The sequence below is a fragment of the Janthinobacterium sp. SUN128 genome, from assembly GCF_030587275.1.
Lineage (GTDB): Bacteria > Pseudomonadota > Gammaproteobacteria > Burkholderiales > Burkholderiaceae_D > Janthinobacterium > Janthinobacterium lividum.
The window spans coordinates 22,946-48,162 of record NZ_JAPWHY010000001.1 but is presented as its reverse complement, the minus strand read 5'-3'; the positions used below and the strand labels follow the sequence as shown (position 1 = coordinate 48,162).

Genomic DNA, 25,217 nt, shown 5'->3' with positions numbered 1-25,217 from the left:
TTTTTTTTGGAGATTTATCATGCCAGTATTTAGTGTCACGGGCGACGTCGATCCTTTCCTCCACGTCAGCATGAAACAGGGCGAAACCATCTATTGCGAATCCGACGCGATGGTGATGATGGAAACGGCGCTGGACTTGAAAGGCAAGATGACGGGCGGCCTGGGCAGCGCCATCATGCGCCGCTTCGCGAATGGCGAATCGTTCTTCCAGCAGCATATCGAAGCGGTGCGCGGCAGCGGCGATTGCCTGCTCTCGCCCACCCTGCCGGGCGCCATCGAAGTGGTCGACGTGGGCGCGCGCCAGTACCTGCTCAACGACGGCGCCTTTGTCGCCGCCACCTCGGGCACGGAAATGAAGGTACGCACGCAAAGCATCGGCAACGCGCTGTTCGCCCAGTCGGGCGGCTTCTTCGTCATGGAGACGGCCGGCACGGGGCAAGTGGTGGTATCGGGCTTCGGCTCCATGTTCCAGCTCGACGTCGAGCCGGGCAAGGATGTCGTGATCGACAATTCCCACGTCGTGTGCTGGGACAACAGCCTGAAATACGAGATTTCCGTGACCACGGGCGGCGGTGCCAGCGGCGGCGGCATCGGCGGCTTCCTCGGCAATATCGTCAATAGCGTCACCAGCGGCGAAGGCATCGTGCTGCGCTTTTCCGGCTCGGGCAAGGTGTTCATCTGCTCGCGCAACCGCGACGCCTTCCTCAAATGGACAGCCAGCGGCAAAGCTGGCTGACCCTCAAACGCCCGCCAAAACCGTTGCGAGCGGAAGGGGACGTGGCCGAGAAGCGCAGCTGTGCGTATGCACAGTGAGCATCGCAGGCCGCGTCCACGACGCGCAGCAGGTTTGGGCGGGCGTTTTTCTAAGGCCAGGTTAAGTCTGGCTGGTTAGACTCCCCGCGCGCGCACCTGCGCGCGGCTTTCCCTTTCTTTACCCGGTCCCCGTACATGCAAAGAGTCTGGTTCAACAAAACATTTTCCTCGGTCGGCACGGCCATGCGCCTGATCCGCGAGGCCGATATGGCCGCGACAAGCGGTGCGCCCCGCTATCACATCGTGTGCAGCAATACGAATGCGCACGCGGCCGCCTTCCTGTCGGCCCACGAATACGCGGTCGAACCGTCGGGCCTGACGGGCCTCAATTATGTCGAGTGGTGCCTGGAATTCTGCCGCGACCGGGGCATCACGATTTTCTGGCCGGGCAAGGAAGCGGGCCTGATCGGCAGCGCCAGCGCGCGCTTCGCCGCCATCGGCACGCGCGTGCTCAGCGTAGCCAGCGAAGACACCCTGAATTTAATGCACGACAAGGCGCGCTTCTGCGACGGACTCGATCTGCCCATGGCGCGCCCGGCCGACTACCGCGCCGTCACCACGATCGCAGAATACGACGCCGCCTACGCCGAACTACGCCCGCTGCATCGCAAGCTGTGCATCAAGCCGTCCGAATCCGTGTATGCCCTGGGCTTTGCCATTCTCGATGAAGAGCGCACCAGCGCCCAGCTGCTGCTGGCCGGCGCCGCCTACCAGATCAATGCGCAAGAGCTGCGCAGCGGCCTGGCGCAGATGGCATCGTTCAAGACCCTGCTGCTGATGGAATACCTCGATGGCCACGAATACAGCGCCGACTGCGTCGCCGACCAGGGCAAGCTCGTTTGCGCCGTGCCGCGCAAGAAGCTGCAAGGGGGCGGCAGCGGCCAGCTGATCGAACTGCGCGACGACTTGCTGGCCGCCTGCGACAAACTCGCGCGCGACTACCGCCTGAATGGCGTCTTCAACATCCAGTTCCGCGAAGGCGCGAATGGCCTGGCGCTGCTGGAAATCAACCCGCGCATGTCGGGCGGCATCGGCATGGCGTGCGCTGCCGGCCCGAACCTGCCCTACCTGGCGCTGGCCGGTTTCGACCAGGGCTTTGACAAGCTCACCGTGCCCGCCATCCACGAAGGCATGCGCGTGGGCGAAGCCGCCTACGCCGTGGAGCTGCCATGAACATCGTCAAGCAGCAGATGCCCACGGGCGAGCTGACCCTGAAGGTGGACGAGGCGCGCTTTCCGCTGGACTGGCTGATCGGCTTTGCCGCGCGCGCCAACGCCAAGCGGGGCTTTTTGTTTCTGTCCAAGGTGCTGGGCAAGCACTGGCCCGTCACGCCGCGCGCCATGCAAGCCATCCACGACGACCTGGCCGCGCAGATCCCCCCCAGCCTGCCCGGCCCCGTGGTCTTCATCGCCATGGCGGAAACGGCCGTCGGCCTGGGCCAGGGCGTGTTCGAGGCATGGCTGCGCGCCAACCCGCATGGAAAAGCCCTGTTTTTGCACAGCTCGCGCTACCGCGTGGGCACGGTGCCCTTCTTCGAATTCGAGGAGTCGCACAGCCACGCGCCGCGCCAGTTCCTGCATTTATCGGACGCCGCCAGCGCGCTGTTTTCCACGGCCCGCAGCCTGGTGCTGATCGACGATGAAGCGTCGACCGGCAACACCTTCGCCAACCTGGTGCAAGTGTGCCGCGCGCGCTATCCGCAGCTGGAAAAGCTGCACCTGGGCGTGATCACCAATTTCATGGGCCAGGCCGCCAATGCGGGCTTGAGTGAGCGTTTCGGCCTGCCCACCAGCATCGGCGCGGCGCTCTCCGGCCAGTACGCCTTCCAGGCAGGCGATGCGCCTGCTCCGGTAGCGGCCAGCGCGCAGCGCTTCGAGGCGAATGCGGAACGGGGCGCCAGCCCCGCGTTTGGCCGCATCGGCGTAGGCCGCGCCCTGGCGCCGCCGCAAGGCCTGGCGGTGCAGCTGGCGCAGGAAATCGGCGCCGGCGACTCCGTACTGGTGCTGGGCACGGGCGAATTCATGCACCCGTCGTTCTTGCTGGCGCGCGAACTGGAAGCGCTGGGCAAGAACGTGGTGGTGCAATCGACCACGCGCTCGCCCATCCTGTCGTGGGGCTCCGTCGGCCACATCGTCAACTGCGACGACAACTACGGCGAAGGCATCGCCAATTACCTGTACAACGTGGCGCCTGGCCAGTACCAGCACGTTTTCATCTGCCATGAAACCCCGGCCAGCCCGGCCCTCATGCAACTCGCCGGCCAGTTGAATGGCCGCCTGTTCCACTTTCAGTCAGAGACCAAAATTGAAGAAATTCCTGTTTGTTGATCTGGACGACACACTGTTCCAGACCCCGAAAAAATGCCCGGGCGAGACCGACCTGCAGCCGGCCGCCTATCTGAAAAATGGCGACGCCTGTTCGTTTACGACGGCGCGCCAGCGCGCCTTCTTTGAATTCGCGCACAGCGGCATGACCCTGATTCCCGCCACGGCGAGAAATGGCGACGCCTTCCGCCGGGTCGACCTGCCGTTTACCAGCTACAGCGTGCTCGATTACGGCGGCATCGTGCTGCAGCCGGGCGGCGCGCTCGACGCGGGCTGGCTGGCACTGATGCAGGACGACATGCAGACGGCCTTGCCCGGCCTGCGGGAAGCCATGCGCATCATCGACGATTTCCAGGCCAAGACGGGCATGCCTTCGCGCGCGCGCCTGATCGAGGACTACAACACGCCGTTCTACATCGTCGTCAAGGACCACGAAGCGCGCGGCGAACGCCTGGCCGATATCGAAGAGCAGGTGCTGCAGCAGTGGATCGCCACCGAAGGCAGCGACTACTTCATCCACCGCAACGGCAACAACCTGGCCGTGCTGCCAAAAACCCTGAACAAGGCACGCGCCGTCGCTTACCTGCGCGCGGAGCTGGAAGCCGAACATGGCCCCATCGTCAGCTTCGGCATGGGCGACAGCCGTTCGGACGCCCGCTTCATGGCCGCCTGCGACTACGCCATCATCCCCAACGGCACCCAGCTGGCGGCACTCACGGTGGCGGCGCTATGACCGACGGCACGCAGCATTTCAGCGGCAGCTACCGCCAGGAAGACGTGGAGTTTCTGCTCACGCCGATGGCGCTCGAACCCATCCTCGACCTGGCCGAAAAAGAGCGCTTGATCCAGTCCGGCCAACGCCACTACAGCGAAATGCTGTCGCCCGAATCCCTGCCCTCGCCCGCCTACCTGGCCCTGTTCCGGAGCGCGTTTGCGGCCAACCGCCTGCAGATGGCGCGCGACTGCCTGCGCCTGGCCGCCCTGATCGCCGCGCGGCGCACGGGCCCCATCACGCTGGTCTCGCTGGCGCGCGCCGGCACGCCCGTGGGCGTCATCCTGGGCCACTTGCTGCGCCAGGTGTTCCAGCGCGAATGCAGCCACTATTCCGTCTCCATCATCCGCGACCGCGGCATCGACGCCAATGCCCTGCAGCACATCCTGGCGCACGGCCATGCGGCCGAATCCCTCGTCTTCATCGACGGCTGGACGGGCAAGGGCGTGATTTCGCGCGAACTGCGCCAGACGGTGAACGACTTCAACGCGGCGCATGGCACGGCCATCGACGGCGGCCTGTTCGTGCTGTCCGACCTGGCCGGCACGGCCGCCTGCGCCGCATCGGCCAGCGACTACCTGATCCCGTCGAGCATTCTGAATGCCACGGTCTCGGGCCTGGTCAGCCGCTCCGTGTTGAATGATGCCATCGGCCCGGACGACTTCCATGGCTGCGTGTACTACGCGCAGTTCGAAGCGCACGACCAGTCGCGCGATTTCGCCGACGGCCTGGTGGCCGACGCCATGGCGATTGCCGCCAGCAGCGGTATCCCGCTGGCCGAAGCGAGCGACGCGCCAGCCATGGCGGCCCGCTCGCAAGCCTACATGGCCGCGGCGCAGCAGGAATACGGCATCAGCGACATCAACCTGATCAAGCCAGGCATCGGCGAAGCGACGCGCGTGCTGCTGCGCCGCGTGCCCGAGCGCCTGATCGTGCGCGACACGAATGCGCCGGACGTGGCACATTTGCTGCTTCTGGCGCAGGAAAAAGCCATACCCGTCACAGTAGAACCGGCGCTGCCCTACCAGGCGGTTGCCCTTATCAGGAGCGCAGTCGATGGATAACAACTCCCTACACCCGCAAAGCGAGCATAAAGCGGCGCTGGGCGCCTCCATGTATGTACCGACCACGCACAAGGACTTGCTGGCGATCGCCAATGGCGACAAATTCAGCCATTTGCGTTCGGTCATACTTTGCACCGAAGACGCCATCGCGGAACGCGATCTCAGTTACGCGATGTTCAACCTGTCGCTGGCGCTGCAAAACATGTGCGACGAATCGGATACCCTGCGCTTCGTGCGCGTGCGCAATCTCGACGTGCTGGCGCGCGTGCTGGCCATGCCCGGCGCCGACAAATTGAGCGGCTTCGTGCTGCCGAAATCCACGCGCCACAACTTTGCCGCGTATTTCGAACTGGTGCGCCACACGCACCATCTGCTGATGCCGACCCTGGAAACGGCGGAAGTGTTCGACGACGAGGAAATGAAGCAGTTCCGCATCATCCTGTCGGCGCCGGAAGTGCGGCGCCGCATCCTGGCCCTGCGCATCGGCGGCAACGATCTGCTGGCATTACTCGGCTTGCGCCGCCCCACCAGCGGCACCATCTATTCAACGCCGCTGGGCCAGGTCATCGGCCGCCTGGTCACCATCTTCAAGCCGCACGGCTTCCAGCTGACGGCGCCCGTCTTCGAGCACCTGTCGCAGGGCAGCTGGCTCGATGCCGAAGTGGCGCAGGACATGGCGCACGGTATGATCGCCAAGACGGCCATCCACCCGGACCAGGTGCCGCAGATCGAACGCCACTACCAGGTGGCACAGTCGGACATCGAACTGGCGCTGCGCATCATCGATCCGGACAGCCCGGCCGTGTTCCGCATGCAGGAATCGATGTGCGAAGTGGCCACGCACAGCAGCTGGGCACTGCGCATCATCGAGCAGGCGCGCCTGTTCGGCATCCGCCATGCGGCCGACGGCGCCGCGGCGCCCGCCCCCCATTTGCACCACTCCTTGAATACTCAACTCTCCAGCGACGAAGGGACTGCACGACCATGACCAATTTCACACGCGGACAAAAAGGCAAACTGGCTGACCTGGGCTTAAATGGCCCGTTTGCCGTCACGCTCGATATCGTTTCGGGCTCGATGGAAGTGGACGTCAGCTGCTTCGGCGTCGATGCGGCCGGCAAGCTGTCGGACGACCGCTACATGGTGTTCTTCAACCAGAAAAGCGCGCCGGACAACGCCATCACTGTGGACTTGAACGGCCCCCGCTCCACCTTCCAGGTCGACCTTTCCCGCCTGCCCGCCTCGATCGACAAGCTGGTGTTCACGGCGGCGACGGAACAGGGCAGCATGCGCGCGCTGGGCAATTCCAGCATGGCGCTGGGCCAGGCGGCCACGTTTGCCTTCACGGGCAATGACTTCCAGGATGAAAAAGCCGTCATCATCGGCGAACTGTATCGCCGCGACGGCAGTTGGCGCTTCGGCGCCGTGGGCCAGGGTTTCGCCGGCGGCCTGGCGGCCCTGCTGAAGCACTTTGGCGGCAGCGAAGCGGGGGCATCCTCCCCGGCGCCAGCGCCGGCTTCCGTGCCCACGCCGGCGGCCCCGCCGCCGGCGAATAAAATCTCGCTGTCGAAAATCCGCCTGGAAAAACGCGGCGACAAGATTTCGCTCGACAAGCGCGACAGCGGCGGCTATGGCCGCATCCGGGTCAACCTGAACTGGAACCAGAACGCGTCGCAAGGCCAGGCGCCCGCTTCGAAGCTGGACACGGGCTTCCTGGGCAAGCTGTTCAACAAACCGGCCGGCCGTTCGGGCGGCATCGACCTCGACATCGGCTGCCTGTTCGAAATGAGCAATGGCAGCAAAAGCGCCGTGCAGGCGCTGGGCAACAGCTGGGGCGCCTACGACCGTCCGCCGTACATCCACCTGGAAGGCGACGACCGCACGGGCAGCATCAGCAGCGGCGAAAACATCTTCATCAACGGCACCCATTTCGACCAGATCAAGCGCGTGCTCGTGTACGCCTTCATCTACGAAGGCGTGCCGAACTGGGCCGCCACCGATGGCGTCGTGACGATCGAGATTCCCGGCCAGCCGACGGTGGAAGTGCGCCTCGACAGCGACAGCCAGCACGCCATGTGCGCCATCGCCATGCTGGAAAACCACGGCGGCAACCTGCAGGTGACAAAGTTGGTGGAATACTTCGGCGGCCAAGGTAAAATCACGGCGCACCAGGCCATGGACGAGCGATACAATTTCGGACTGAACTGGAAAGCCGGCCGCAAGGACTGATCCTTTTACCTAAACAACCCTACCATGACCCCTACGACCAAAAAAGTCACCTTCGCCTTCGCCATCTTCCTCGTGACCGGCTTCCTGCTGCTGGCCGCCTACACGTGGATGGCCCTCAGCTTCTCGTACTCGGAAGGCGAACGGGCGGGCTACCTGCAAAAGTTCTCCAAGCGGGGCTGGATCTGCAAGACATGGGAAGGTGAATTGCTGTTGACGGCACTGCCCGGCACCATCCCGGAAAAATTCCAGTTCAGCGTGCGCGATGAAGACGTGGCGAAGCAATTGTCGGCGGCCGCCGGCAAGCGCATCCTCGTCACCTACAGCCAGCACAAGGGTGTGCCCACGCAATGCTTCGGCGAGACGGAATATTTTGCCGATAAAGTCGTATTGAGCCAGTAATAAGACAGCAATACGACCGCAAGTCCAGCAGTCCCGCGCCGGCCATCCCCTTCAGGCCGGCGCCTCCCCTCCCGCCAGCACATTCAATAACTCATTAGCAACAAATTACCGGTGCGCTTCGCGCATTCCCATCTTCTGCAATCGTGACGAGTTCCGGCTGAAAACGCCGGCATGCGCAAGCCCAGGTCAACCGCCGCTGGGTGGCGCAAGCGGCGTGGAACCGGGAGGTGACGGATTACCACCGCGATGCGGATGTGCTGCTGGTGGGGGTGGGACGGAAGTTTTGAGCGAGATGCAGACGTAACCCAAACCTAGGACTGGGGTCGGTCGCTGCGCGATTGGAACGCAGTCCATTGGACTGCGTTTCCCCATTAAGGTCCGACCCCGGGTGTTATCGGGTTTTCAGGCCTTCAACGTGAGCGCCAGACAGCGCCTGCGGATTCATTCGGCTGCGTCAGGCGCTCGATCACCTCACGCGTCAAACTGGCCGAGCTGACCTGTTCCGCTTTCGCGCGGGCGGCGGTCAGGGAACTGGAAAACGCGCTTTGCGGCTGCTCCAGGCTGGCGCGCAAGGCGGCCAGTTCGCGCTCTTGCTGCTGCGCGCGCGCCGTTTCCAGGTCCAGCAATTGCTGCTTGGCGGCGGCCATCGCGCGTGTCGTCTCGGCCGCCTTGCGCTGCAGGGCGGCGTGGGCCTGGGCACTGGCCAGCAAGGCTTGCTGCGCGGCGAGCTTCTCGCTGGCCGCCTGCTGCGCGGCCAGTTCCAGCTGCTCGCGCTGGCGCATGGCTTCCAGCGCCTGCTGTTCCATGGCAGCGCGCGCTTCGGCAGCCGCCGTCGCCTGCTTTTCCGCTTCCAGGCGGCCGGCAATGGCTTGCGAGGCGCGCTCTTCGGCACTGCTGGTCTGGCGCTGCTGCACCAGCTTCTGCGCGATCAGGGCCAGCGACTCGCGTTCGGCCGCGACGAAATCGCGCTCGGACGCCAGCAGCGCATCGGCCGCTTGCGCCTTGGATTCTTCCACGCGGGCGCGCTCGGCATGCACTTGTCCCAGTTCCACGGCCAGGCGCGCCTGTGCCTGTACGGCTTGCGCGGCAGCGGCTTTCTGTTCGCCTTCGACCAGGGCCTGATCCATCAAAATACGGATGGCGTCCGCTTCTTTTTGCGCCGCTTCCGTCAAGGCCTGTTCGGCCGCATGCTGGCCGCGCAGCAGTTCCGCTTGCGCGCCTTCGGCGGCGATGCGTTCCTGTGCCGCGTTGAACGCCAGCGCTTCCGCTTCCAGTTTCTCTTTCAAGGCGGCGATGGCGGCTTGTTCGGCGGCCAGGCGCTCCTGCTCCGCCTGCAGCAGCTGCTCTGCCTGCTGCGCTTTTTCCTGTGCCAGTTGCGACGCCTGTTCCTGCGCGGCCAATGTCGCCCGGCCGGCATCGACCTCGGCCTGCTCGGCTTCGTTCTGGCTGGCGGCCAGTTCCGCGGCCTGGCGCGCCAGTTCGGCCCGTTCGTGCGCCAGGCTGGCGGCGCGCTGCTGCTCTTCCAGTTCGTGGGCTGCCGCCACGGCGGCGGCCTGCTCGGCCGCTTCGCGTGCCTTGGTTTCTTCGAGGGCCGCCGTTTCCGCTTCCAGCTTGGCGTGGCCGGCGATTTCCGCATCCTGTTCGGCGGCGACGCGGGCCAGCGCCACGGCGCGCAGCTGGCGGTCCACCTCGATGCGCGCTTCGGTGGCGGCCAGGATGCGCACGTCCGCATCACGGCGCGCCTGCGCGCTGGCCACGGCGACCATTTCCAGACGCTCGCGGTGGATGGCCGCGTCGCGCAATTCCTTTTCCGTCTGCAGGCGCAAACGCAGCGATTGCGCCGCATGGCGTTCCGATTCCGCCTGCGCCAGGGCGATGGCTTCGCGTTCCTGTTCCAGGTGCGCCAGCGCGCGCGCTTCTTCCAGGGCGCGCACTTCGGCGGCGGCCCGGTTGAAGGCCGATTCCAGCGCGATCTGGTCGGCGCGCTCGCGCTGCACCGTCAAGTCCAGCGCTTCGCTTTCCGCTTCGGCCAGCATCTGCGCCGTCTGGCGCGCACCGTGCGCATGGCGCTCGCGTTCACGCGCCAGCACGGCGACTCTTGCATCGGCCGAGGCGATGCCCACCATTTCTTCCTTGGCCGCCTGCACGGCGGCGACGCGCTCGACGGCCTGCAGGCGCGCCTGCTCCGTCTGCACCTGCAATTCTTCGGCGGCGCGGGCGGCCTGTTCGGCCAGTTCCGACTGCACGGCCACCTGCTCGCTGGCGCGCAAGCGGCTTTCCTGTTCCGCGCGCGAACGCTGTTCGGCGGCCAGGCGGATTTCATTGTCCGACTCCACGCGGGCGCGCAGTTCCGCCGTCTCCTGCTTGACGGCTTCCAGGCGGGCCACGCTGGCTTGCGCGGCAGCGCGCATGGTGTCGAGACGTTCGCGGTTGGCGGCAATCGCTTCTTCGGCTGCCTGTGCATTTTGCTGTGCGGCGGCGGCGGCGGCGGCGTCGATGGCGGCGCGGTCCTCGGCCAGCGAGCGCACGCGCGCCTCGGCCAGCGCGCGGCTTTCGGCGGCGCAGGTGGCCTTCGCTTCCGCTTCCACGCGGGCGATCGCCTCGTGGATGGCTTTCAATTCCATTTTCTGGCGTTCGGCGGCCGGTGCCTTGCCATCAACTTCGGCTGCCGGCTCGGCTTGCGGCTCGGGCATCGCGGCGACAGGAGCGGCAGGGACAGGCGCTGGCGCATCGGCCTTGCGCTCCAGGTCCTTGAAATCATGCAGCGAGACCATGCTGTCCTGGTCGAACTCGTCGTCGGCGGAATACGCGACGGTGAGGGAGGCGGCCTGGCGCTGATTTTGCTGTGCTTGCATGATTTCTCGCTTATTCGGGTGAATTCCGTTGCTTATGGGAATTTATTACCACCATTATCGAACAGGCATGCGCAAATCAGCGCGGCAAGAAGAGGGGCGTTTACCGCCCTTTTCCCGCGTTTAGGTCAAATGGGCCAGAGCGGCGCCTCATCCATCAGGGCCACCTGCTCCCTGAGTTCCAGGATGCGGTCCTGCCAGTAGCGCTGCGTGTTAAACCACGGGAAGGCGACGGGGAAGGCGGGATCGTCCCAGCGGCGCGCCAGCCAGGCCGAATAATGGATCAGGCGCAGGGTGCGCAGCGCTTCGACCAGGTACAGCTGGCGCGGGTCGAAGTCGCAAAAGTCTTCGTAGCCGGCCAGGATGTCGCTCATCTGGCGCACCATGTCGCCCCGCTCGCCCGACAGCATCATCCACAGGTCCTGGATGGCCGGACCCATGCGGCTATCGTCGAAATCGACGAAATGGGGGCCGGCATCCGTCCACAGCACGTTGCCGCCATGGCAATCGCCATGCGTGCGCAGCATGGCCACGTCGCCCGCGCGGTCATAGCAGCGCTTGACGCCATCGAGCGCCTGCTGCGCCACGCTGGAATAGGCGGCCAGCAGTTCGGGCGGCAGGAAATTGCCCTCCAGCAGGAACTCGCGCGGCTCGACGCCGAACGTCTGGTGGTCGAGCGCCGGACGCTCCTTGTACGTGGACAGCGCACCGACGGCGTGGATGCGGCCGATGAAGCGCCCTATCCATTCCAGCGTCGCCGGGTCGTCCAGCTCGGGCGCGCGGCCGCCGTGGCGGGGAAAGACGGCAAAGCGGAAGCCCTGGTACTGGTGCAGGGTGCTGCCATGGATTTCCAGCGCCGGCACCACCTGGATTTCGCGCTCGACCAGCTCGGACACGAACGCGTGCTCTTCCAGGATGGCCGTATCGCTCCAGCGCTCGGGACGGTAGAACTTGGCCACCAGGGGCGCGCTGTCTTCGATGCCCACCTGGTAGACGCGGTTTTCATAGCTGTTCAGGGCCAGCAGACGGCCATCGCCGCGCAGCCCCACGCTGTCGAGGGCGTCGAGCACGCAATCGGGGCTCAGGGCGGAAAAGGGATGGACGGGCCGGTCGTCCTCGTGCGGCTGGTTTTCATTGTGCATAAGCGACATTGTAAGGCGCGCGCGGGCCGCCGGTGCAAACACTTAGGTGAGGAAGCGCCGCTAGGCGTATACTGTCTGCTTACATTCAATAAAGAGCAAGCCATGCAACTCGAACAGCCATTATCAGAAAAAGAATTCGACGAATTAGACCAATTCCTGTTGTCGGAGCGCTGCTCCGAAGACGCGATGACCATGGATATGCTGCACGGCTATCTGACGGCCGTCGCCATCGGCCCGGAACCGATCATGCCGGCCGAGTGGTTGCCGCGCGTGTGGGGCGAAGATGCCGAAGATGCGCCGAAATTCAAGAACAGCAAGGAAGAAGAGCGCATCGTCAACCTGATCATGCGCTTCATGAACGAAGTGCTGGTGACGTTTGAAGTGGCGCCGAAGGAATTCGAAGCCCTGTTCGTCGAACACGACTACGAAGGCCAGACCCTGATCGACGCCGAAGCCTGGTGCTGGGGCTTTTGGGACGGCATGGAGCTGCGTCCTGGCTCGTGGAACGAAATCTGGGATTCCGAAGTGGCCGAGCTGATGCAGCCGATCTACCTGCTGGGCGCCGACGAAATCAAGGAAGAAGAGCTGAAACTGGTGGAAGACCCGGTCAAGGCGCACAAACTGGCGCAGGAACTGGAAGCGAACCTGCCGGCCATCCACCGTTTCTGGGTCCCGCGCCGCAAGGCTCCCGTGCAGACCATGAAACGCGAAGAGCCGAAAGTGGGCCGCAACGACGACTGCCCATGCGGCAGCGGCAAGAAGTTCAAGAAATGTTGCGGCGCCGAGCCGGCAGCCGAGTAATCCCGCAGTAGCATCACTGTCTGCGCCGGCGTCCTGCCGGCGCAACGCTGGCGCTGGCCCCCGGGCTATAATCGCCGCATGAAACTCCCTGACCTGAACCTGCTCGTCGCCCTCGACATCCTGCTCGAGGAAGGCAGCGCCGTGGCCGCCGCGCGGCGCATGCATTTGAGCGCGCCGGCCATGAGCCGCACCCTGGCGCGCATCCGCGACGCCATCGGCGACCCCGTCTTCGTGCGCTCCGGGCGCGGCCTGGCGCCCACCCCGCGCGCGCTGGAATTGCGCGAGCAGGTACGCGGCGTGGTGGAACAGGCGCACGCCATCTTCACGTCGGGCCGCGAAGTGGACTTGCGCACGCTGGAACGCACGTTCAGCCTGTGCGCCAACGACGTGTTTGTCGGTTCCTACGGCGGCAAGCTGCGCGACCTGCTGGCCCGCCATGCGCCGCACACGGTGCTGCGCTTCGTGCCAGAGGGCGACGGCGCCACGGAAAACGACGCCCTGCACGCGGGCCGCATCGACCTGTACATCAGCGCGCGGCGCGCCTTCGCGCCCGACATCAAGCTGCAGCAGCTGTTTACCACCGGCTTTGTCGGCATCGCCCGCAGCGACCACCCGATCTTCGACGGCCCCATCAACCTCGACAGCTTTACCGAATACGAACATATCAGCGTCTCGCGGCGCGGCCTGGCGCGCGGTCCCTTCGACACCATCCTGGCCGAGCGTGGCTACACGCGCCGGGTCTCGCTGATCAGCCCCAACTTCCAGTCCGCCATCTTCGCCGTGGCCGATTCGCGCCTGCTGCTGCCGCTGATGCCCACGCCCCTGCTGGCCATCGTCGAGCGCCTGGGCTTGAAGCTGCGCACCTTCCAGCTGCCCATCCCCGTCGACAGCGTGGAAGTCTTCCAGGCCTGGCACCCGCGCCTCGACCACGACCATGCGCACCGCTGGCTGCGCCGCATGATCAAGGAGCTGTGCGACGGCACGCCACCCGACGCTTAGGGTCTGAGCCCACAATCATTGCACCAGACGCAATTCAGAATTCATTAATTATCAATTTTCACAAGATTAACGGCTACCTATACTGCGTGGACTGATCCTCATCCACGGAGTTCCCTGTGCCTGCTGTACCCCTTCCTGGCGCCGCCCCCGCGGCCGCGCCGCCCGCGCCTCCCATCTTCGGACTGCGCCTGGCCACGGGCCTGGCTGGCGTGCTGCTGGCCGTGCTGGTATCCGGCCTGAATGAAAACATCACCAAGGTCGCGCTGGCCGACATCCGCGGCGCCATGGGCATCGCGCGCGACGACGCCAGCTGGCTCGTCGCCCTGTATGCGGCCGCCTCGGTCTCGGCCATGGCGTTCGCGCCGTGGTGCTCCGTCACCTTTTCACTGCGCCGGCTGACGGCCACCGCCATCATCGTCTGCATGGCCGCCGGTGTGCTGTGCCCGTTCGCGCCGAACCTGTCCGTGCTGATGCTCCTGCGCGTGGTGCAGGGCGCGGCCGGCGGCGCCCTGCCGCCCATGCTGATGACGGTGGCGCTGCGCTTCCTGCCGCCGAACATCAAGCTGTATGGCCTGGGCGGCTATGCGCTGAGCGCCACCTTCGGTCCCAGCCTGGGCACGCCGCTGGCCGCCTTCTGGACCGAGTACCTGGGCTGGCAATGGGCCTTCTGGCAAGTCGTCCCTGGCAGCATCGTCGCCCTGCTGATGGTGTCCTGGGGCTTGCCGCAAGACCCGCTGCGCCTGGAGCGCTTGCGCCAGTTCGACTGGCGCGGCCTGCTGCTTGGCCTGCCCGCCATCAGCATGCTGGTGGTGGGATTGCTGCAGGGCGAGCGCCTGGCGTGGTTTGCCTCGCCGCTGATCTGCGTGCTGCTGGGCGGCGGTCTGTTGCTGCTGGTGCTGTTCTTCATCAACGAGTGGTCGCATCCGCTGCCGTTCTTCAAGCTGCAGCTGCTGTCGCGGCGCAATCTCAGCCATGCCCTGCTGACCCTGGGCGGCGTGCTGTTCGTGCTGCTGGCCGTGATCCTGATTCCCTCGTCCTACCTGGCGCAGGTGCACGCTTACCGCCCGCTGCAAACGGCGCCCGTGATGCTGATGGTGGCGCTGCCGCAGTTGATCGCCCTGCCGCTGGTGGCCGCCCTGTGCAACATCCGCGCCGTCGACTGCCGCTGGGTGCTGGCTATCGGCCTGGCCCTGCTGGCCCTGTCCTGCGTGCTGGGCGCGCGCATGTCGCCGGACTGGATCCGCACGCATTTCTACCTGCTGCAAGCGGTGCAGATCTTCGCGCAACCGATGGCCGTGATTCCCTTGCTGCTGCTGGCCACCACGGGCCTGGCGCCGCAGGATGGCCCGTTCGCCTCGGCCTGGTTCAACACCATCAAGGGCATGTCGGCCGTCGTCGCCACCGGCGTGCTCGATGCGCTGATCACGCGCCGCAACCATTTTCATTCGACGGTGCTCAGCGAACGCCTGGGCAACCTGCCGGCCGGCGTGGACATGGCGGGAATTGCGCAGCGCATGCATGCGCAAGTCGTCACCCTGACCTCGTCCGACCTGTACCTCACCGTGGCCGCCATCGCGCTGGCCATGATTGTGATCATTCCCATCCTGCCGACGCGCGTATTCCCTCCGCGCGCCGCCTGATTTCTATTGTTACGAAAGAGCTTCACCATGCAAACACCCATACTGCGCTCGCGCGCATTTCTTCTCGGCCTGGCCCTGCTGGCCTGCGCCCTCGCCTTTTGCGCCTGGCAACTGCTGTTCGCCCGTGGCGACGAACAAGCCACCGACGACGCCTTTGTCAGCGCCGACTACACCGTGCTTTCCCCCAAGGTGGGCGGCATCGTGCGGGAAGTGCTGGTGGAAGACAACCAGACTGTCAAGGCGGGTCAGCTGCTGGCGCGCATCGACGACCGCGACTACCAGGCCGCCGCCGCCTCGGCCCGTGCCGAGGTAGCCGGCGCCGAAGCGCAACTGGCGAATGCCCGCGCCACCTTGCAGCGCCAGCAATCGGTGATCGAACAAGCCAGCACCCTGGTCGACGCCAACCAGGCGGAAGACAAACTGGCGCAGCAGGAACTGGCCCGCTCGCAGCACCTGGCTGGCCAGGGCGCGGGCAGCGTGCAGAACGCGCAGCAGGCGCAATCGCGCTTCGACGTGAGCCGCGCGCGCCTGGCGCAAAACCGCGCCGCCCTCGTCGCCACCCGCAAGCAGACGGAAATTTTGCAAGCGCAGCAAGGCGCGGCCGAAGCGGCCTTGCTGCGCGCCAGCGCCAGCCTGCAACGGGCCGAACTGGATCTGTCGCATACGCAGCTGCGCGCCCCCATCGACGGCATCGTCGGACGCCGCATCGTGCGCGTCGGCGCCCTGGTGGCTCCCGGCGCCAGCCTGATGGCCGTGGTGCCCCTGAACCGCAGCTTTGTCGTCGCCAACCTGCAGGAAACCCAGCTGACCCACGTGCGCCAGGGCCAGCGCGCCAGCATCGCCGTCGACGCCTATCCGGGCGTGCTCCTGCACGGCACGGTACACAGTATCGCGCCGGCCACGGGCGTGACGTTCGCCGCCATCGCGCCGGAAAACGCCACCGGCAACTTCACCAAGGTGGTGCAGCGCATCCCCGTCAGGATCGCGCTCGATCCGGGCCAGGATGGCGACGCCCGCCTGCGCGTGGGCATGTCGGCCGAAGTGCGCATCGATACGGCCATGCGCCGTCAACATCTGCAACAGGTGAGCGCGCGATGAAAGCATGGATACTCTTCACGGCCCTGGGCCTGGCCGGCTGCGGCAGCGTCGGCAGCGATTTCCAGCGCCCGCACCATGATCTGGGACAGCAATGGCGCCAGGTGCAGGATGCCCGTTTCGCCGCACAGCAGGATGGCGCGATCGAGCAGCGCTGGTGGGACAGCTTTGGCGATACCACCCTGTCGTCACTGCTGCAGCGCGCCGCCGGCGCCAACCTCGACGTGCTGGCGGCCGCCAGCCGGCTGGAGCAAAGCCGCGCCGCGCGCGGAGTCATCGGCGCCGCGCAAGGCCCGTCGCTGGGTGCGAATGGCGGCTACAGCCGCGCGCGCAACAGCGAACAGGGCTTGAGCGACCCGTCGCGCAACAATGGCCAGTCCGCCTACAACCTGTGGCAAAGCAACCTTGACGCAGCCTGGGAACTGGACCTGTGGGGCCGCGTGCGGCGCGAAGTGGAAGCGGCCGATGCGCGCGTCGACGTGGCAGTGGAAACGCAGCGTGGCGTGCTGCTGGCCGTGCTGGCAGAAACGGCGCGCGACTACATCGAGCTGCGCGGCGCGCAGCAGACGCTGGCCATCACGCAGCAGCTGCTCGATATCGCCCGCCATACCTTGAACCTGACCCGCATCCGCCTGCGCGAAGGCGCGGCGACGCAGCTCGACGAAGCCGAGGCGGCGGCCCATGTCGCCACCATCGAAGCGCGCCTGCCGCCGCTGCAGCAGCGCGAAGCGCGCCTGGGCAATGCCCTCGCCCTCCTGCTGGCGCTACCGCCGCAAGGCTTGCGGGCGGAGCTGGCGGCGGCCAAGGACATTCCCGCCATGACCATGCAGGTGCAGCTGGGCGTGCCGAGCAGCCTGGCCGAACGGCGGCCCGACATCCGCCGCTCGGAAGCGCAGCTGCACGCGGCGACGGCCGCCATCGGCGTGGCGCAGGGCGATTTTTATCCACGCATTACGCTCTCGGGCAGCATCGGCCTGCAAGCGATGCAGCTGTCCGACATCGGCTGGGACGCCAGGCGCTTCGCTTTCGGCCCCGGTTTCAGCATGCCCCTGTTCGATGGCGGCCGCCTGCGCGGCAACCTGCAATTGCGCGAGGCGCAGCAGCAGGAAGCGGCCATCGCCTACCGCCAGACGGTGCTGGCCGCCTGGCACGAGGTGGAAGATGCACTCTCGGGCTACCAGGCCAACGCCCGCCGCCAGGCCAGCCTCGATGAAGCCGTCAAGCAGGGACGGCGGGCGCTGGGCAGCGCGGAACTGCAGTACCGCCAGGGCGGCACGGACCTGATCAACGTGCTGCATGTGCAAAACACCTTATTGAACAACGAAGCGGCGCTGGTCGACAGCCGTGCCACCGCGTCGCTGTCGCTGGTCCAGGTCTACAAGGCGCTGGGCGGCGGCTGGCAAGCATTTTCAACCACCTCGCAAGGAGGCACGCCATGAAACCGAATCCCGCACATTTCTCCATCCACGACGTCAGCGACTTTCCCGTCGTGCGCTTTCGCCCTGAAACGGCCGTTACCGGCTATGCCCCGCTGTGGGAAAACGACATGGACGCTCTGCTGCGCCATGGCGAACCGTTCGTCATGCTGTTCGAAGAGGAACGCAGCGATGAAGCGCACATCGACCGCAAGCGGCGCGGCCTTTGGCTCAAGCACAACAAGGTAGCGCTGGCCGCCATTTGCCGGGGCCTCGTATCGGTCGAGGCGGACGCGGAACAGCGCGCGCGCCTGCAGGCGATGGCGGCCGGCGCCACGAAAGCCTTCGGTATCCTGCAGGAGGTGGCGGCCACGCGCGAACAGGCCGAGGCCCTGATGGTATGGCTGCTGGGCAGCGGCCAGATGGCGCGGCCGCGCACGGCGGACGTGTGGTGAGTGAATGAGTCAGGCGACCCTGCGGACGGCGCTTCTGGCAGGGATGACGCACACGTCGCCATCGCTGCTGGTCGCCGTCGTCAGGGCGATGCCGTACAGCGCGGCCAGGGCCGGCACGGCGCCGGCATCGCTGGCGATATCGGCCACCAGCTGGCCCGAACGCACCAGCAGCAATCGCTCGAAGCCCAGCAAGGCGTGATTGATGTCGTGCAGGATGGCGATGACGGCGTGGCCGCGCGCGGCGCAAAACTGCTGCAGGCTATCGAGCAAATCGAACTGCAGGCCGGGATCGAGCGCCGCCAGCGGTTCGTCGACCAGTATCAAGCCATCCTGTACGTCCCACATCTGCGCGAAGATGCGCGCCAGCTGCACCCTGGCCTGCTCGCCGCCGGACAGGGTATCCAGGCGGCGGCCCAGCAAATGCCCGGCGTGCGCCAGGGTAGCCGCGTCCTGCACGATCCGCCCCAGCTGCGGGTCGACCAGGCGCGCCACCCGTCCCAGGCCGATCACCAGCTCGCACTGCAGTCCGAAGGCCACGTTCGAGCCCTGCGGCAGGACGGCGCGGCGCCGCGCCAGGTCGGCCAGCGGCCACTGCGCCAGCGGCCTGCCCGCGAACGCCACCTGGCCCGCCTGCGGGTGCAGTTCGCGCGCCATCAATTTGAGCAGGGTCGACTTGCCCGCGCCGCTGGGGCCCAGGATGGCGACGCGCTCGCCGGCCGCGATCCGCAGATTGAACGGGCCGAAATACTGCTGGCCCAGTTGTGTGGTGGCGAAGGAGAGTTCCAGCAGGGGCGTCATGTTCACCTCTAGGCTGTGCCGTGGCGGAAGCGCCGCAACAGCATCAGGAAAAATGGCCCGCCCAGCAAGGCCGTGAAAATGCCGACGGGGACTTCCGCCGGAATGGCGACCGTGCGCGCCAGCGTGTCGGCCAACAGCAGCAGCAAGCCGCCGGCCAGCATCGCCAGGGGCAGGACGCGGCGCTGGTCGGCGCCCAGCCAGGTGCGCACCAGGTGCGGCGCGATCAGGCCGATGAAGCCGATGCCGCCGCACCAGGCGACGGCAAAGCCCGTCAGCACGGCCACCAGCACGATGACCTGCGTGCGCAGCCGGCCCACATCGATACCCACGTGCAGCGCCTGCGCCTCGCCCAGCGCCAGCGCATTCAATGAGCGCATCAGGAAGCGCGTGGCCCACAGCGCGCCAGCCAGCACAATCAGCAAAGCCGCCACCTGGCGCCAGCTGCCGGCCGACAGCGAGCCGAGGGTCCAGAAAGTCAGGGTGCGCAACTGGTCGTCGCTGGCCAGGTAGATGCACAAGCCCATGACGGCCACCGTGATGGCGTTCAGCGCCACGCCCGTCAGCAGCAAGCCGACGATGGAGCCGGGGGTGGCCCAGCGCGCGACCCGGTCGAGCAGCACGCAGATCAGCATGGCGCCGGCAAACGCGGCGGCCGGCAGCAGCCACACGCGCAGCTCGGGCGCCACGTGCAGGCTGGCCGCGAAGACGATGGTGGCCACGCCCGCGCAGGCGGCGCCGCTGCTCACGCCCAGCAGCCCCGGATCGGCCAGCGGATTGCGGAACAGGCCTTGCGTCAGGCCGCCGGCCAGCGCCAGCGCGGCGCCGATCAGGATGGCAAACAGGGCACGCGGCAAACGGATATGCCACAGCACATACGCGCCGCCGGACAGCGTCTCCTCGCCAGATTGAAACGGTGCCAGCCAGTCGGCCAAGGTCACCGGCACGGCGCCCGCCTGCACGGCGATAACCATGCCGACAAACAGCGCCACGGCCATCAGCCCGCCAGCGCCCCAGCGTGGCCAGCGCCACGGGGCGACAGACGCCAGGGAAGCCACGTTCATGCTGTCATGGCTTTGGCGAAGGCGGCGTCGAGTTCGCCCAGCGCCTGCGGCATGCGCGGGCCAAAGCCCAGCAGCAGCATGGTTTCCAGCGACACGATGCGGTGCTTGCGCCCGGCCGGCGTCTGCGCCAGGCCTGGCAGTTTCAAGATGCCGTCCACGCCGCCCGAGGCCTTCAGCCCCTGGTCCGTGACGAGCACGATGTCGGGGCGCGCGGCGATCACGGCTTCCGGCGTGAGCGGCTTGTAGCCGGCAAAACCGGCCGGTCCCCCCATCACGTTGACGGCGCCCGCATACGCGAGCATGGCGTCGGCGCCCGTCTCGCGCCCGCCCACCATCACCTGGTTGGGCGCATGGGCGAGGATGAACAGCACGCGCACAGGCGCGTGGCTGCGCTGGCGCACTTTGCCCAGGGCGCCGTCCCACTGCTGCTGCAAGGCTTGCGCCAGGCGCGCGGCGGGGTCGGCACGTCCCGTGATCTGGCCCACCTGTTTCACCCGTTCGAGCAAGCCTTCGAATTTGTTATTCGCGTTCAGCACCGCCACCGGCACGCCCGCGTCGCGCACCTGGCGCAGCACCGTTTGCGGCCCCGCTTCCTCGGTGGCGATCAGCTGCGTGGGCGCCAGCGACAGCACGCCCTCGGCCGACAAGGTGCGCGCATAACCCACCTGCGGCAGCTGTTGCGCCACGGCCGGATACAGCGAGGTGGTATCGACGCCCACCAGTTCCCCCTGCGCTTCCAGCGCATAGACGATTTCCGTCAACGCGCCGCCCACGCTGACGATGCGCCGCGCCTTGACCATCGGCTTGGCCGCGTCGCTGACGGCGGCCAGCACCTGCATCGGCGCGGCCAGCGCCAGCGCTCCCGCCCCCATTTTTTTCAGCGCGATGCGGCGCGCCACGCTGGCGGCGATCATGCGGCGCATAGTTCGCCCTCCTGCAGCACGCGCTCGACGACATTGCGCCATTCGCACAATTCGTGCACGCCCGGCTTGCGTTCGCCAAAGAACATGACGATGGTGTCGCCCTTGGCGTCGAACAGCTCCACCGATGTCACCAGGCCATCGACGGTCGGTTTTTTGACCACCCAGGCGCTGGCGATATGGTCTTCGCGCAAATGCAGGTTGAAGCGCTGGTCCAGGACATTGATCCACGGCCCCATCACGGCGATCTTGTGCACGGGTCCCGAATGGATCTGGATCATGCCGGCATTGCCGACGAAGGCCATGATGGCCACCTTTTCGAGGGCGGCATTATTGAGCAGGTCGAGCACGCAGGATTTGTCGAGCTGCTGCACGAAACGCGCCTCGGCCAGGCGCAGGCCTTGCAGGCGCGAGACCGAATATTTTTTCAGCACGGTGAAAAATTCATGCGTATCGCGCAAGTCGGCCCAGGCGGCGCGAAAGCCGGCCACGTCGATCTGCGCGTCGGGCAGTTCCGCCGGCGGCGGCGCCGGCGCCGTCACGGCAATGCCGGCCGCCTGATCCGCATCGGTGAAGCGCGCCACCAGCGCGTCGTAGGCGGCCAGGTCGCTTTGCGGCTTGAGGAAAATCTTGTGCACGGCATGGCCGGCGGCATCGAAAAATTGCAGGCTGCGCTGCACTTCCTTCTCGCCCATCTCGCGAACGGCAAAACCATGCGCCCACTGGCGGTAAAACACGCGCAGGTCGATATCGCCACCGAGCACCAGGCCCACGTGGTGGTTGTGGCTGGCTTTTCGATACACGCCCGTCTTTTCATGCACGCACGAGGCGTTGCGCGTCAGCGCCATGACTTCGCCCAGCGGTTCCAGGGCGGCAATGATGGCGGGCCAGTCGGCCTGCAGGCGCTCGGCGCCCAGCAAGGCGCCATCGGCCAGCGACAGGCCGGCGTGTGCGGCGATCAGCTCGCCTTCGGAAATGGCCAGTTCCTCGGCGATATCGCGGTGGCGGGCTTTCTTTTCGCGACGCAGGCGGGCAAATTCGCCGGCGACCAGCTCGGTATTGCAAATAGGGGGCATGCTCGTCACGGTGTCTCCTTTCAAGGCGAACACTGGCTGGCATGGGCTGGCTGGTGGTGGGGGAATCTTGAAATCAATTATAAATGAGAATCATTCGCAATCAAGTGTTATTTGCGCGCGGCCAAAAAAAAGCGCCGCGGCAGGAAACCCGTCGCGGCGCAAAGGAGACCGATCGGTATTGCCGATCAGTTCAGGAAAAAAGTTCAGGCGCTGGCTTGCACGCCTGGCATGGAAACCGGCTTGGCACTGGGCCGCTGTGCCAGCAAGACCACGGCGGCCAGCACCATGGCACCGCCCAGCAATTGCGTGCCGCTGACGGATTCCTTCAGCAAGGTCACGCCGAACGCCATCGTGATGACGGGTTCAAACGTGGAAATGATGGATGCCTTGGCCGCGCCGATCTGCGCCACGCCGGCAAAGAAGGCGGCAATCGCGATGGCCGTCGAGAACAGGGCGATGGCGCTGACGGCCAGCCAGCCCGTCGCCGTGCCCGGCAAGGACACGCCTTGCCACAAGGCAATCGCGCTGTTCGACAGGCCGGCCGTGCCCAGGATCACCACACAGGCGGCCAATGGGTGAATATTCTCGCGGCTTTTCGACAGGCTGTTGCCAAACAGGATGTACACGGCATACACGCCGGCGGCCATCAATGCCAGCGCGATGCCGATGGGCTGGCCCTGCAGCTTGCCACCCAGGGTGATGGCCATGCCGGCAATGGCCAGCGCCATCAGCACCAGCATGCGCCGGTCCAGCTTTTCCCAGCCCAGCGCCAGCGCGAGGATGGTGACCAGCACGGGATACACGTACAGCAGCATGCCGCACAGGCCGCTGCTGGCATACATGAGCGCATTGAAATAGCCTTGCGACTGGGCCGTGTACATCAGGCCCATCAGCATGTAGCCGGCCAGCAGGCGGCCGCGCGGCAAGCGCCAGCCGCCAAGCCACACGAGCGGTAGCAACAGCATGGCGGCGATGACGAAACGCAAGGCCAGCATGGTCGACGGGTTGACCCCGGACGCATATGCCGCCTTGGCAAACACTGCGGAACTGCCGAATCCGGCGGCCGACAGCAACACCAGCGCAACAGCGCGGCGATCAGACATGACTAACCTCTTTGAGTACACCCGGGCAAACCTGCTGCGCATCGCGACGGTTTTCCCAGGCGTTGTAAATATAAATGCCAAGCAAGGCTGGTAGATGATTCATGCGTGAATCCTATTGCGGGTCACTTCACGCATAGCCGGCATCATATTCGCTTGCGCAAAATGAAACAAACCAATATTCTTCACGGATAGGCCAAATAATACTGAGGCTCAATTCTCTTGAGAATGCCATGTCACGTCCCCTGCCCCCACTTGCCGCCCTGCACGCCTTCGAGGCGGCCGCCCGCCACGAAGGCTTCCAGCGCGCGGGCGAGGAATTGCACGTCTCGGCCGGCGCCATCGGCCATCATGTGAAACAGCTGGAAGCGTGGCTCGGCATCGTGCTGTTCCAGCGCCTGCCGCGCGGCGTGGTGCTCACCAGCGCCGGCCAGCGCTATGCGGCCTCGCTGGGGCCGATACTCAACCAGCTGGCCGATGTATCCGAGCAGGCGCGGCGCCAAGGCGATGACAAGGTGGTGACGGTGACGGCCACCAGCTCGCTCGTCTCGCGCTGGCTGATGCCGCGCCTGGGACGCTTGCGCGACCGCTATCCGCAGATTGAACTGCGCGTGCTGGCCTCGATGCACCCGGTCGACCTGGCGCGCGATGGCGTGGACGTGGCCATCCGCCTGGGACCGGGCCGCTATCCTGGCCTGAAAGTGGATTTATTGATGGAAGAATGGTTTTCCGCCGTCTGCAGCCCCGATTTCCGCGCCAACGCGGCCAGCCTGCGCCAGCCCGCCGACCTGCTGCGCTACCCGCTGCTGCACGACGAGCCGGAAGTGCACCTGCCCGGCGAAATCGACTGGACGCGCTGGTTGCACAGCTGCGGTGTGCATTACAGCGGCAATAGCGGCAACAGCGGCGCGCGCTTTTCGCACACGTATCTGTGCCTGGACGCGGCCGCCAGCGGCCAGGGCGTGGCCATCGCCGCCAGCCCCCTGATCGGCGACGACCTGCGCTCGGGCCGCCTGGTGCGCGTGTTCGAACATGCCGTGCGCGGCCCCCACTGCTATTATCTGCTGCGTTCGCCCCAGGCGGAAACGCGCCCCCTCGTGCACGCCTTCTGCGAATGGCTGATCGCCGAGGCGCGCGCCGACCAGGAAACCGTCTGGCCCACCGTGGAGACAGCATGACGAGCAGGGAACTGGCGCGCAGCGCCCAATATATTGTCCAGCATGAATATGAACACGCCAAGGTGACGGCGGCCGATGGCCGGCAAGCCAGCCTGGGCGAGTTCTATGGCGACCCGGCCGTGGGCTTGATCGATGTCCATGAGCAATGGTGCGCCGTGGCGGGCGAGGGATTGGTACTGTGCCGGCTGGAGCGACCGTTCGGGCAGTGCGTAGCGTATTTTCGCGAACCTGGCGAGACAGTGTGGATCACGGGCTTGCGGCAAACGGGACAGTTTGCGCTGGAGTGGCAGGATGAAGACGGCGTTTGGCACACCCTCGATTTTGACTTTGATACGATGTAACAGAACCTTCGCGACGCCTCACAAAACCGTCGCGAGCGGAAGGGAGAGGTGGCTAAGAAGCGCAACCGTACTCTAGTACGGTGAGCATCGCAGGCCGCCTATACCGACGCGCAGTAGGTTTTGTGAGGCGTTTTCAACTTACAATTTGATGAAGTGCTCGCGGTAGTACTTCAGCTCTTCGATCGACTCGAGGATATCGGCCAGCGCAGTGTGCTTCTGGTGCTTCTTGAAACCGGTGGCGATTTCCGGCTTCCAGCGCTTGCACAGCTCTTTCAGTGTCGACACGTCAACATTGCGGTAATGGAAGAATGCTTCCAGCTTCGGCATGCCGCGTACCATGAAGCGGCGGTCCTGGCCGATGGTGTTGCCGCACATGGGCGACTTGCCTGCCGGTACGTATTTCTTCAGGAAGGCGATCAGCTCCGCTTCCGCCTGGGCTTCCGTCACGGTCGACGCCTTGACCTTGTCGATCAGGCCCGAGCGGCCGTGCGTGCCCTTGTTCCAGGCATCCATCTTGTTCAGGGTTTCATCCGACTGGTGAATCACGAACACGGGGCCTTCGGCCAGCAGGTTCAAGTGCATGTCCGTCACCACTACCGCCACCTCGATGATGCGGTCGGTATCGGGCTCCAGACCCGTCATTTCCATGTCGACCCAGACCAGGTTCATCTCATTTGGACGTGCGGGCACCGCGGGTGCGGGGGTGGATGCAGTTAAGTCGGTCGCTTGTGACATAATTCTCT

At 65.8% G+C, this 25,217-nt stretch carries 24 protein-coding genes; 16 read left to right on the top strand and 8 right to left on the bottom strand.

What is annotated here, in order from left to right:
* The first annotated feature begins 19 nt into the window (after nucleotides 1-19).
* From O3297_RS00220 to O3297_RS00185, 8 genes are all read left to right on the top strand, one after another.
* On the top strand, nucleotides 20-736 hold the full coding sequence (locus O3297_RS00220) for a TIGR00266 family protein (protein WP_035826041.1): 717 nt from the start codon (nucleotides 20-22) through the stop codon (nucleotides 734-736).
* A gap of 212 nt (nucleotides 737-948) precedes the next feature.
* Nucleotides 949-1,986 carry an ATP-grasp domain-containing protein gene (locus tag O3297_RS00215; RefSeq protein ID WP_305047413.1) on the top strand — a complete coding sequence of 346 codons (1,038 nt, stop codon included), beginning with the start codon at nucleotides 949-951 and terminating at the stop codon, nucleotides 1,984-1,986.
* Nucleotides 1,983-3,140, top strand: a complete 1,158-nt coding sequence (locus O3297_RS00210; RefSeq protein ID WP_070259731.1) for a phosphoribosyltransferase domain-containing protein — start codon at nucleotides 1,983-1,985, stop codon at nucleotides 3,138-3,140. Before O3297_RS00215 ends, O3297_RS00210 begins: the two co-directional genes overlap by 4 nt.
* Complete coding sequence (locus tag O3297_RS00205) at nucleotides 3,118-3,870, top strand: HAD family hydrolase (RefSeq protein WP_070259729.1); 753 nt, start codon at nucleotides 3,118-3,120, stop codon at nucleotides 3,868-3,870. The genes O3297_RS00210 and O3297_RS00205 overlap by 23 nt, the downstream gene beginning before the upstream one ends.
* Entirely contained in the window at nucleotides 3,867-4,973 is a 1,107-nt protein-coding gene (locus tag O3297_RS00200) for a cysteine protease StiP family protein (RefSeq protein ID WP_305047412.1), read from the top strand. Before O3297_RS00205 ends, O3297_RS00200 begins: the two co-directional genes overlap by 4 nt.
* Nucleotides 4,966-5,961, top strand: a complete 996-nt coding sequence (locus tag O3297_RS00195; protein ID WP_034785095.1) for an HpcH/HpaI aldolase/citrate lyase family protein — start codon at nucleotides 4,966-4,968, stop codon at nucleotides 5,959-5,961. Before O3297_RS00200 ends, O3297_RS00195 begins: the two co-directional genes overlap by 8 nt.
* Nucleotides 5,958-7,202, top strand: coding sequence for a TerD family protein (locus O3297_RS00190; protein ID WP_092612155.1), 1,245 nt, complete (start codon nucleotides 5,958-5,960; stop codon nucleotides 7,200-7,202). The genes O3297_RS00195 and O3297_RS00190 overlap by 4 nt, the downstream gene beginning before the upstream one ends.
* 24 nt (nucleotides 7,203-7,226) lie before the next feature.
* On the top strand, nucleotides 7,227-7,601 hold the full coding sequence (locus tag O3297_RS00185) for a hypothetical protein (protein ID WP_305047411.1): 375 nt from the start codon (nucleotides 7,227-7,229) through the stop codon (nucleotides 7,599-7,601).
* Between the two features lie 410 nt (nucleotides 7,602-8,011).
* Here the strand turns inward: O3297_RS00185 and O3297_RS00180 are convergent, their stop codons facing one another.
* Together O3297_RS00180 and O3297_RS00175 are read right to left on the bottom strand one after the other, a co-directional pair.
* Nucleotides 8,012-10,456 (bottom strand): hypothetical protein, encoded by a 2,445-nt coding sequence (locus O3297_RS00180; protein WP_305047410.1) that lies wholly within the window; start codon nucleotides 10,454-10,456, stop codon nucleotides 8,012-8,014.
* Between the two features lie 125 nt (nucleotides 10,457-10,581).
* Nucleotides 10,582-11,595, bottom strand: a complete 1,014-nt coding sequence (locus O3297_RS00175; RefSeq protein WP_305047409.1) for a serine/threonine protein kinase — start codon at nucleotides 11,593-11,595, stop codon at nucleotides 10,582-10,584.
* A gap of 102 nt (nucleotides 11,596-11,697) precedes the next feature.
* On the opposite strand from O3297_RS00175, the gene O3297_RS00170 reads away from it, so the two are divergent.
* The 6 genes from O3297_RS00170 (at nucleotide 11,698) to O3297_RS00145 (ending at nucleotide 18,000) form a co-directional block, all read left to right on the top strand.
* Nucleotides 11,698-12,396, top strand: coding sequence for a UPF0149 family protein (locus O3297_RS00170; protein ID WP_034785080.1), 699 nt, complete (start codon nucleotides 11,698-11,700; stop codon nucleotides 12,394-12,396).
* Nucleotides 12,397-12,474: 78 nt separating this feature from the next.
* The gene (locus tag O3297_RS00165) at nucleotides 12,475-13,395 is read left to right on the top strand and encodes a LysR family transcriptional regulator (RefSeq protein WP_211549062.1); all 921 of its coding nucleotides are present in this window, start codon (nucleotides 12,475-12,477) and stop codon (nucleotides 13,393-13,395) included.
* Nucleotides 13,396-13,511: 116 nt separating this feature from the next.
* Entirely contained in the window at nucleotides 13,512-15,035 is a 1,524-nt protein-coding gene (locus tag O3297_RS00160; RefSeq protein WP_305047408.1) for an MFS transporter, read from the top strand.
* Nucleotides 15,036-15,062: 27 nt separating this feature from the next.
* The gene (locus O3297_RS00155; protein ID WP_034785075.1) at nucleotides 15,063-16,133 is read left to right on the top strand and encodes an HlyD family secretion protein; all 1,071 of its coding nucleotides are present in this window, start codon (nucleotides 15,063-15,065) and stop codon (nucleotides 16,131-16,133) included.
* Nucleotides 16,130-17,569 (top strand): efflux transporter outer membrane subunit, encoded by a 1,440-nt coding sequence (locus O3297_RS00150; RefSeq protein WP_305047407.1) that lies wholly within the window; start codon nucleotides 16,130-16,132, stop codon nucleotides 17,567-17,569. The genes O3297_RS00155 and O3297_RS00150 overlap by 4 nt, the downstream gene beginning before the upstream one ends.
* Complete coding sequence (locus tag O3297_RS00145) at nucleotides 17,566-18,000, top strand: hypothetical protein (RefSeq protein WP_176374955.1); 435 nt, start codon at nucleotides 17,566-17,568, stop codon at nucleotides 17,998-18,000. Before O3297_RS00150 ends, O3297_RS00145 begins: the two co-directional genes overlap by 4 nt.
* 9 nt (nucleotides 18,001-18,009) lie before the next feature.
* On the opposite strand, the gene O3297_RS00140 is transcribed toward O3297_RS00145, so the two are convergent.
* The 5 genes from O3297_RS00140 to O3297_RS00120 form a co-directional block, all read right to left on the bottom strand.
* Nucleotides 18,010-18,798, bottom strand: a complete 789-nt coding sequence (locus O3297_RS00140; protein WP_305047406.1) for an ATP-binding cassette domain-containing protein — start codon at nucleotides 18,796-18,798, stop codon at nucleotides 18,010-18,012.
* Between the two features lie 8 nt (nucleotides 18,799-18,806).
* Entirely contained in the window at nucleotides 18,807-19,859 is a 1,053-nt protein-coding gene (locus O3297_RS00135) for an iron ABC transporter permease (protein WP_305047405.1), read from the bottom strand.
* Nucleotides 19,856-20,782 carry a hemin ABC transporter substrate-binding protein gene (locus tag O3297_RS00130; protein ID WP_305047404.1) on the bottom strand — a complete coding sequence of 309 codons (927 nt, stop codon included), beginning with the start codon at nucleotides 20,780-20,782 and terminating at the stop codon, nucleotides 19,856-19,858. Before O3297_RS00130 ends, O3297_RS00135 begins: the two co-directional genes overlap by 4 nt.
* Nucleotides 20,770-21,855 carry a hemin-degrading factor gene (locus O3297_RS00125; RefSeq protein ID WP_305049575.1) on the bottom strand — a complete coding sequence of 362 codons (1,086 nt, stop codon included), beginning with the start codon at nucleotides 21,853-21,855 and terminating at the stop codon, nucleotides 20,770-20,772. Before O3297_RS00125 ends, O3297_RS00130 begins: the two co-directional genes overlap by 13 nt.
* 203 nt (nucleotides 21,856-22,058) lie before the next feature.
* Nucleotides 22,059-22,958: a DMT family transporter gene (locus O3297_RS00120; protein WP_034785067.1), complete on the bottom strand. Its 900-nt coding sequence runs from the start codon at nucleotides 22,956-22,958 to the stop codon at nucleotides 22,059-22,061.
* Between the two features lie 230 nt (nucleotides 22,959-23,188).
* Here O3297_RS00120 and gcvA point away from each other — a divergent pair, with 230 nt between their 5' ends.
* Entirely contained in the window at nucleotides 23,189-24,133 is a 945-nt protein-coding gene (gcvA, locus tag O3297_RS00115; RefSeq protein ID WP_034759349.1) for a transcriptional regulator GcvA, read from the top strand.
* On the top strand, nucleotides 24,130-24,474 hold the full coding sequence (locus O3297_RS00110; protein ID WP_305047403.1) for a hypothetical protein: 345 nt from the start codon (nucleotides 24,130-24,132) through the stop codon (nucleotides 24,472-24,474). The genes gcvA and O3297_RS00110 overlap by 4 nt, the downstream gene beginning before the upstream one ends.
* A gap of 138 nt (nucleotides 24,475-24,612) precedes the next feature.
* On the opposite strand, the gene orn is transcribed toward O3297_RS00110, so the two are convergent.
* Nucleotides 24,613-25,209, bottom strand: coding sequence for an oligoribonuclease (orn, locus tag O3297_RS00105; protein ID WP_170846480.1), 597 nt, complete (start codon nucleotides 25,207-25,209; stop codon nucleotides 24,613-24,615).
* Between the last annotated feature and the right edge of the window lie 8 nt (nucleotides 25,210-25,217).

Bases quoted from the DNA above. Each gene is read 5' to 3' on its own strand.
- O3297_RS00220 (WP_035826041.1), top strand. From the start codon at position 20: ATGCCAGTATTTAGTGTCACGGGCGACGTCGATCCTTTCCTCCACGTC.
- O3297_RS00215 (WP_305047413.1), top strand. From the start codon at position 949: ATGCAAAGAGTCTGGTTCAACAAAACATTTTCCTCGGTCGGCACGGCC.
- O3297_RS00210 (WP_070259731.1), top strand. From the start codon at position 1,983: ATGAACATCGTCAAGCAGCAGATGCCCACGGGCGAGCTGACCCTGAAG.
- O3297_RS00200 (WP_305047412.1), top strand. From the start codon at position 3,867: ATGACCGACGGCACGCAGCATTTCAGCGGCAGCTACCGCCAGGAAGAC.
- O3297_RS00195 (WP_034785095.1), top strand. From the start codon at position 4,966: ATGGATAACAACTCCCTACACCCGCAAAGCGAGCATAAAGCGGCGCTG.
- O3297_RS00190 (WP_092612155.1), top strand. From the start codon at position 5,958: ATGACCAATTTCACACGCGGACAAAAAGGCAAACTGGCTGACCTGGGC.
- O3297_RS00185 (WP_305047411.1), top strand. From the start codon at position 7,227: ATGACCCCTACGACCAAAAAAGTCACCTTCGCCTTCGCCATCTTCCTC.
- O3297_RS00180 (WP_305047410.1), bottom strand. From the start codon at position 10,456: ATGCAAGCACAGCAAAATCAGCGCCAGGCCGCCTCCCTCACCGTCGCG.
- O3297_RS00175 (WP_305047409.1), bottom strand. From the start codon at position 11,595: ATGCACAATGAAAACCAGCCGCACGAGGACGACCGGCCCGTCCATCCC.
- O3297_RS00170 (WP_034785080.1), top strand. From the start codon at position 11,698: ATGCAACTCGAACAGCCATTATCAGAAAAAGAATTCGACGAATTAGAC.
- O3297_RS00165 (WP_211549062.1), top strand. From the start codon at position 12,475: ATGAAACTCCCTGACCTGAACCTGCTCGTCGCCCTCGACATCCTGCTC.
- O3297_RS00155 (WP_034785075.1), top strand. From the start codon at position 15,063: ATGCAAACACCCATACTGCGCTCGCGCGCATTTCTTCTCGGCCTGGCC.
- O3297_RS00150 (WP_305047407.1), top strand. From the start codon at position 16,130: ATGAAAGCATGGATACTCTTCACGGCCCTGGGCCTGGCCGGCTGCGGC.
- O3297_RS00145 (WP_176374955.1), top strand. From the start codon at position 17,566: ATGAAACCGAATCCCGCACATTTCTCCATCCACGACGTCAGCGACTTT.
- O3297_RS00140 (WP_305047406.1), bottom strand. From the start codon at position 18,798: ATGACGCCCCTGCTGGAACTCTCCTTCGCCACCACACAACTGGGCCAG.
- O3297_RS00135 (WP_305047405.1), bottom strand. From the start codon at position 19,859: ATGAACGTGGCTTCCCTGGCGTCTGTCGCCCCGTGGCGCTGGCCACGC.
- O3297_RS00130 (WP_305047404.1), bottom strand. From the start codon at position 20,782: ATGCGCCGCATGATCGCCGCCAGCGTGGCGCGCCGCATCGCGCTGAAA.
- O3297_RS00125 (WP_305049575.1), bottom strand. From the start codon at position 21,855: ATGCCCCCTATTTGCAATACCGAGCTGGTCGCCGGCGAATTTGCCCGC.
- O3297_RS00120 (WP_034785067.1), bottom strand. From the start codon at position 22,958: ATGTCTGATCGCCGCGCTGTTGCGCTGGTGTTGCTGTCGGCCGCCGGA.
- gcvA (WP_034759349.1), top strand. From the start codon at position 23,189: ATGTCACGTCCCCTGCCCCCACTTGCCGCCCTGCACGCCTTCGAGGCG.
- O3297_RS00110 (WP_305047403.1), top strand. From the start codon at position 24,130: ATGACGAGCAGGGAACTGGCGCGCAGCGCCCAATATATTGTCCAGCAT.
- orn (WP_170846480.1), bottom strand. From the start codon at position 25,209: ATGTCACAAGCGACCGACTTAACTGCATCCACCCCCGCACCCGCGGTG.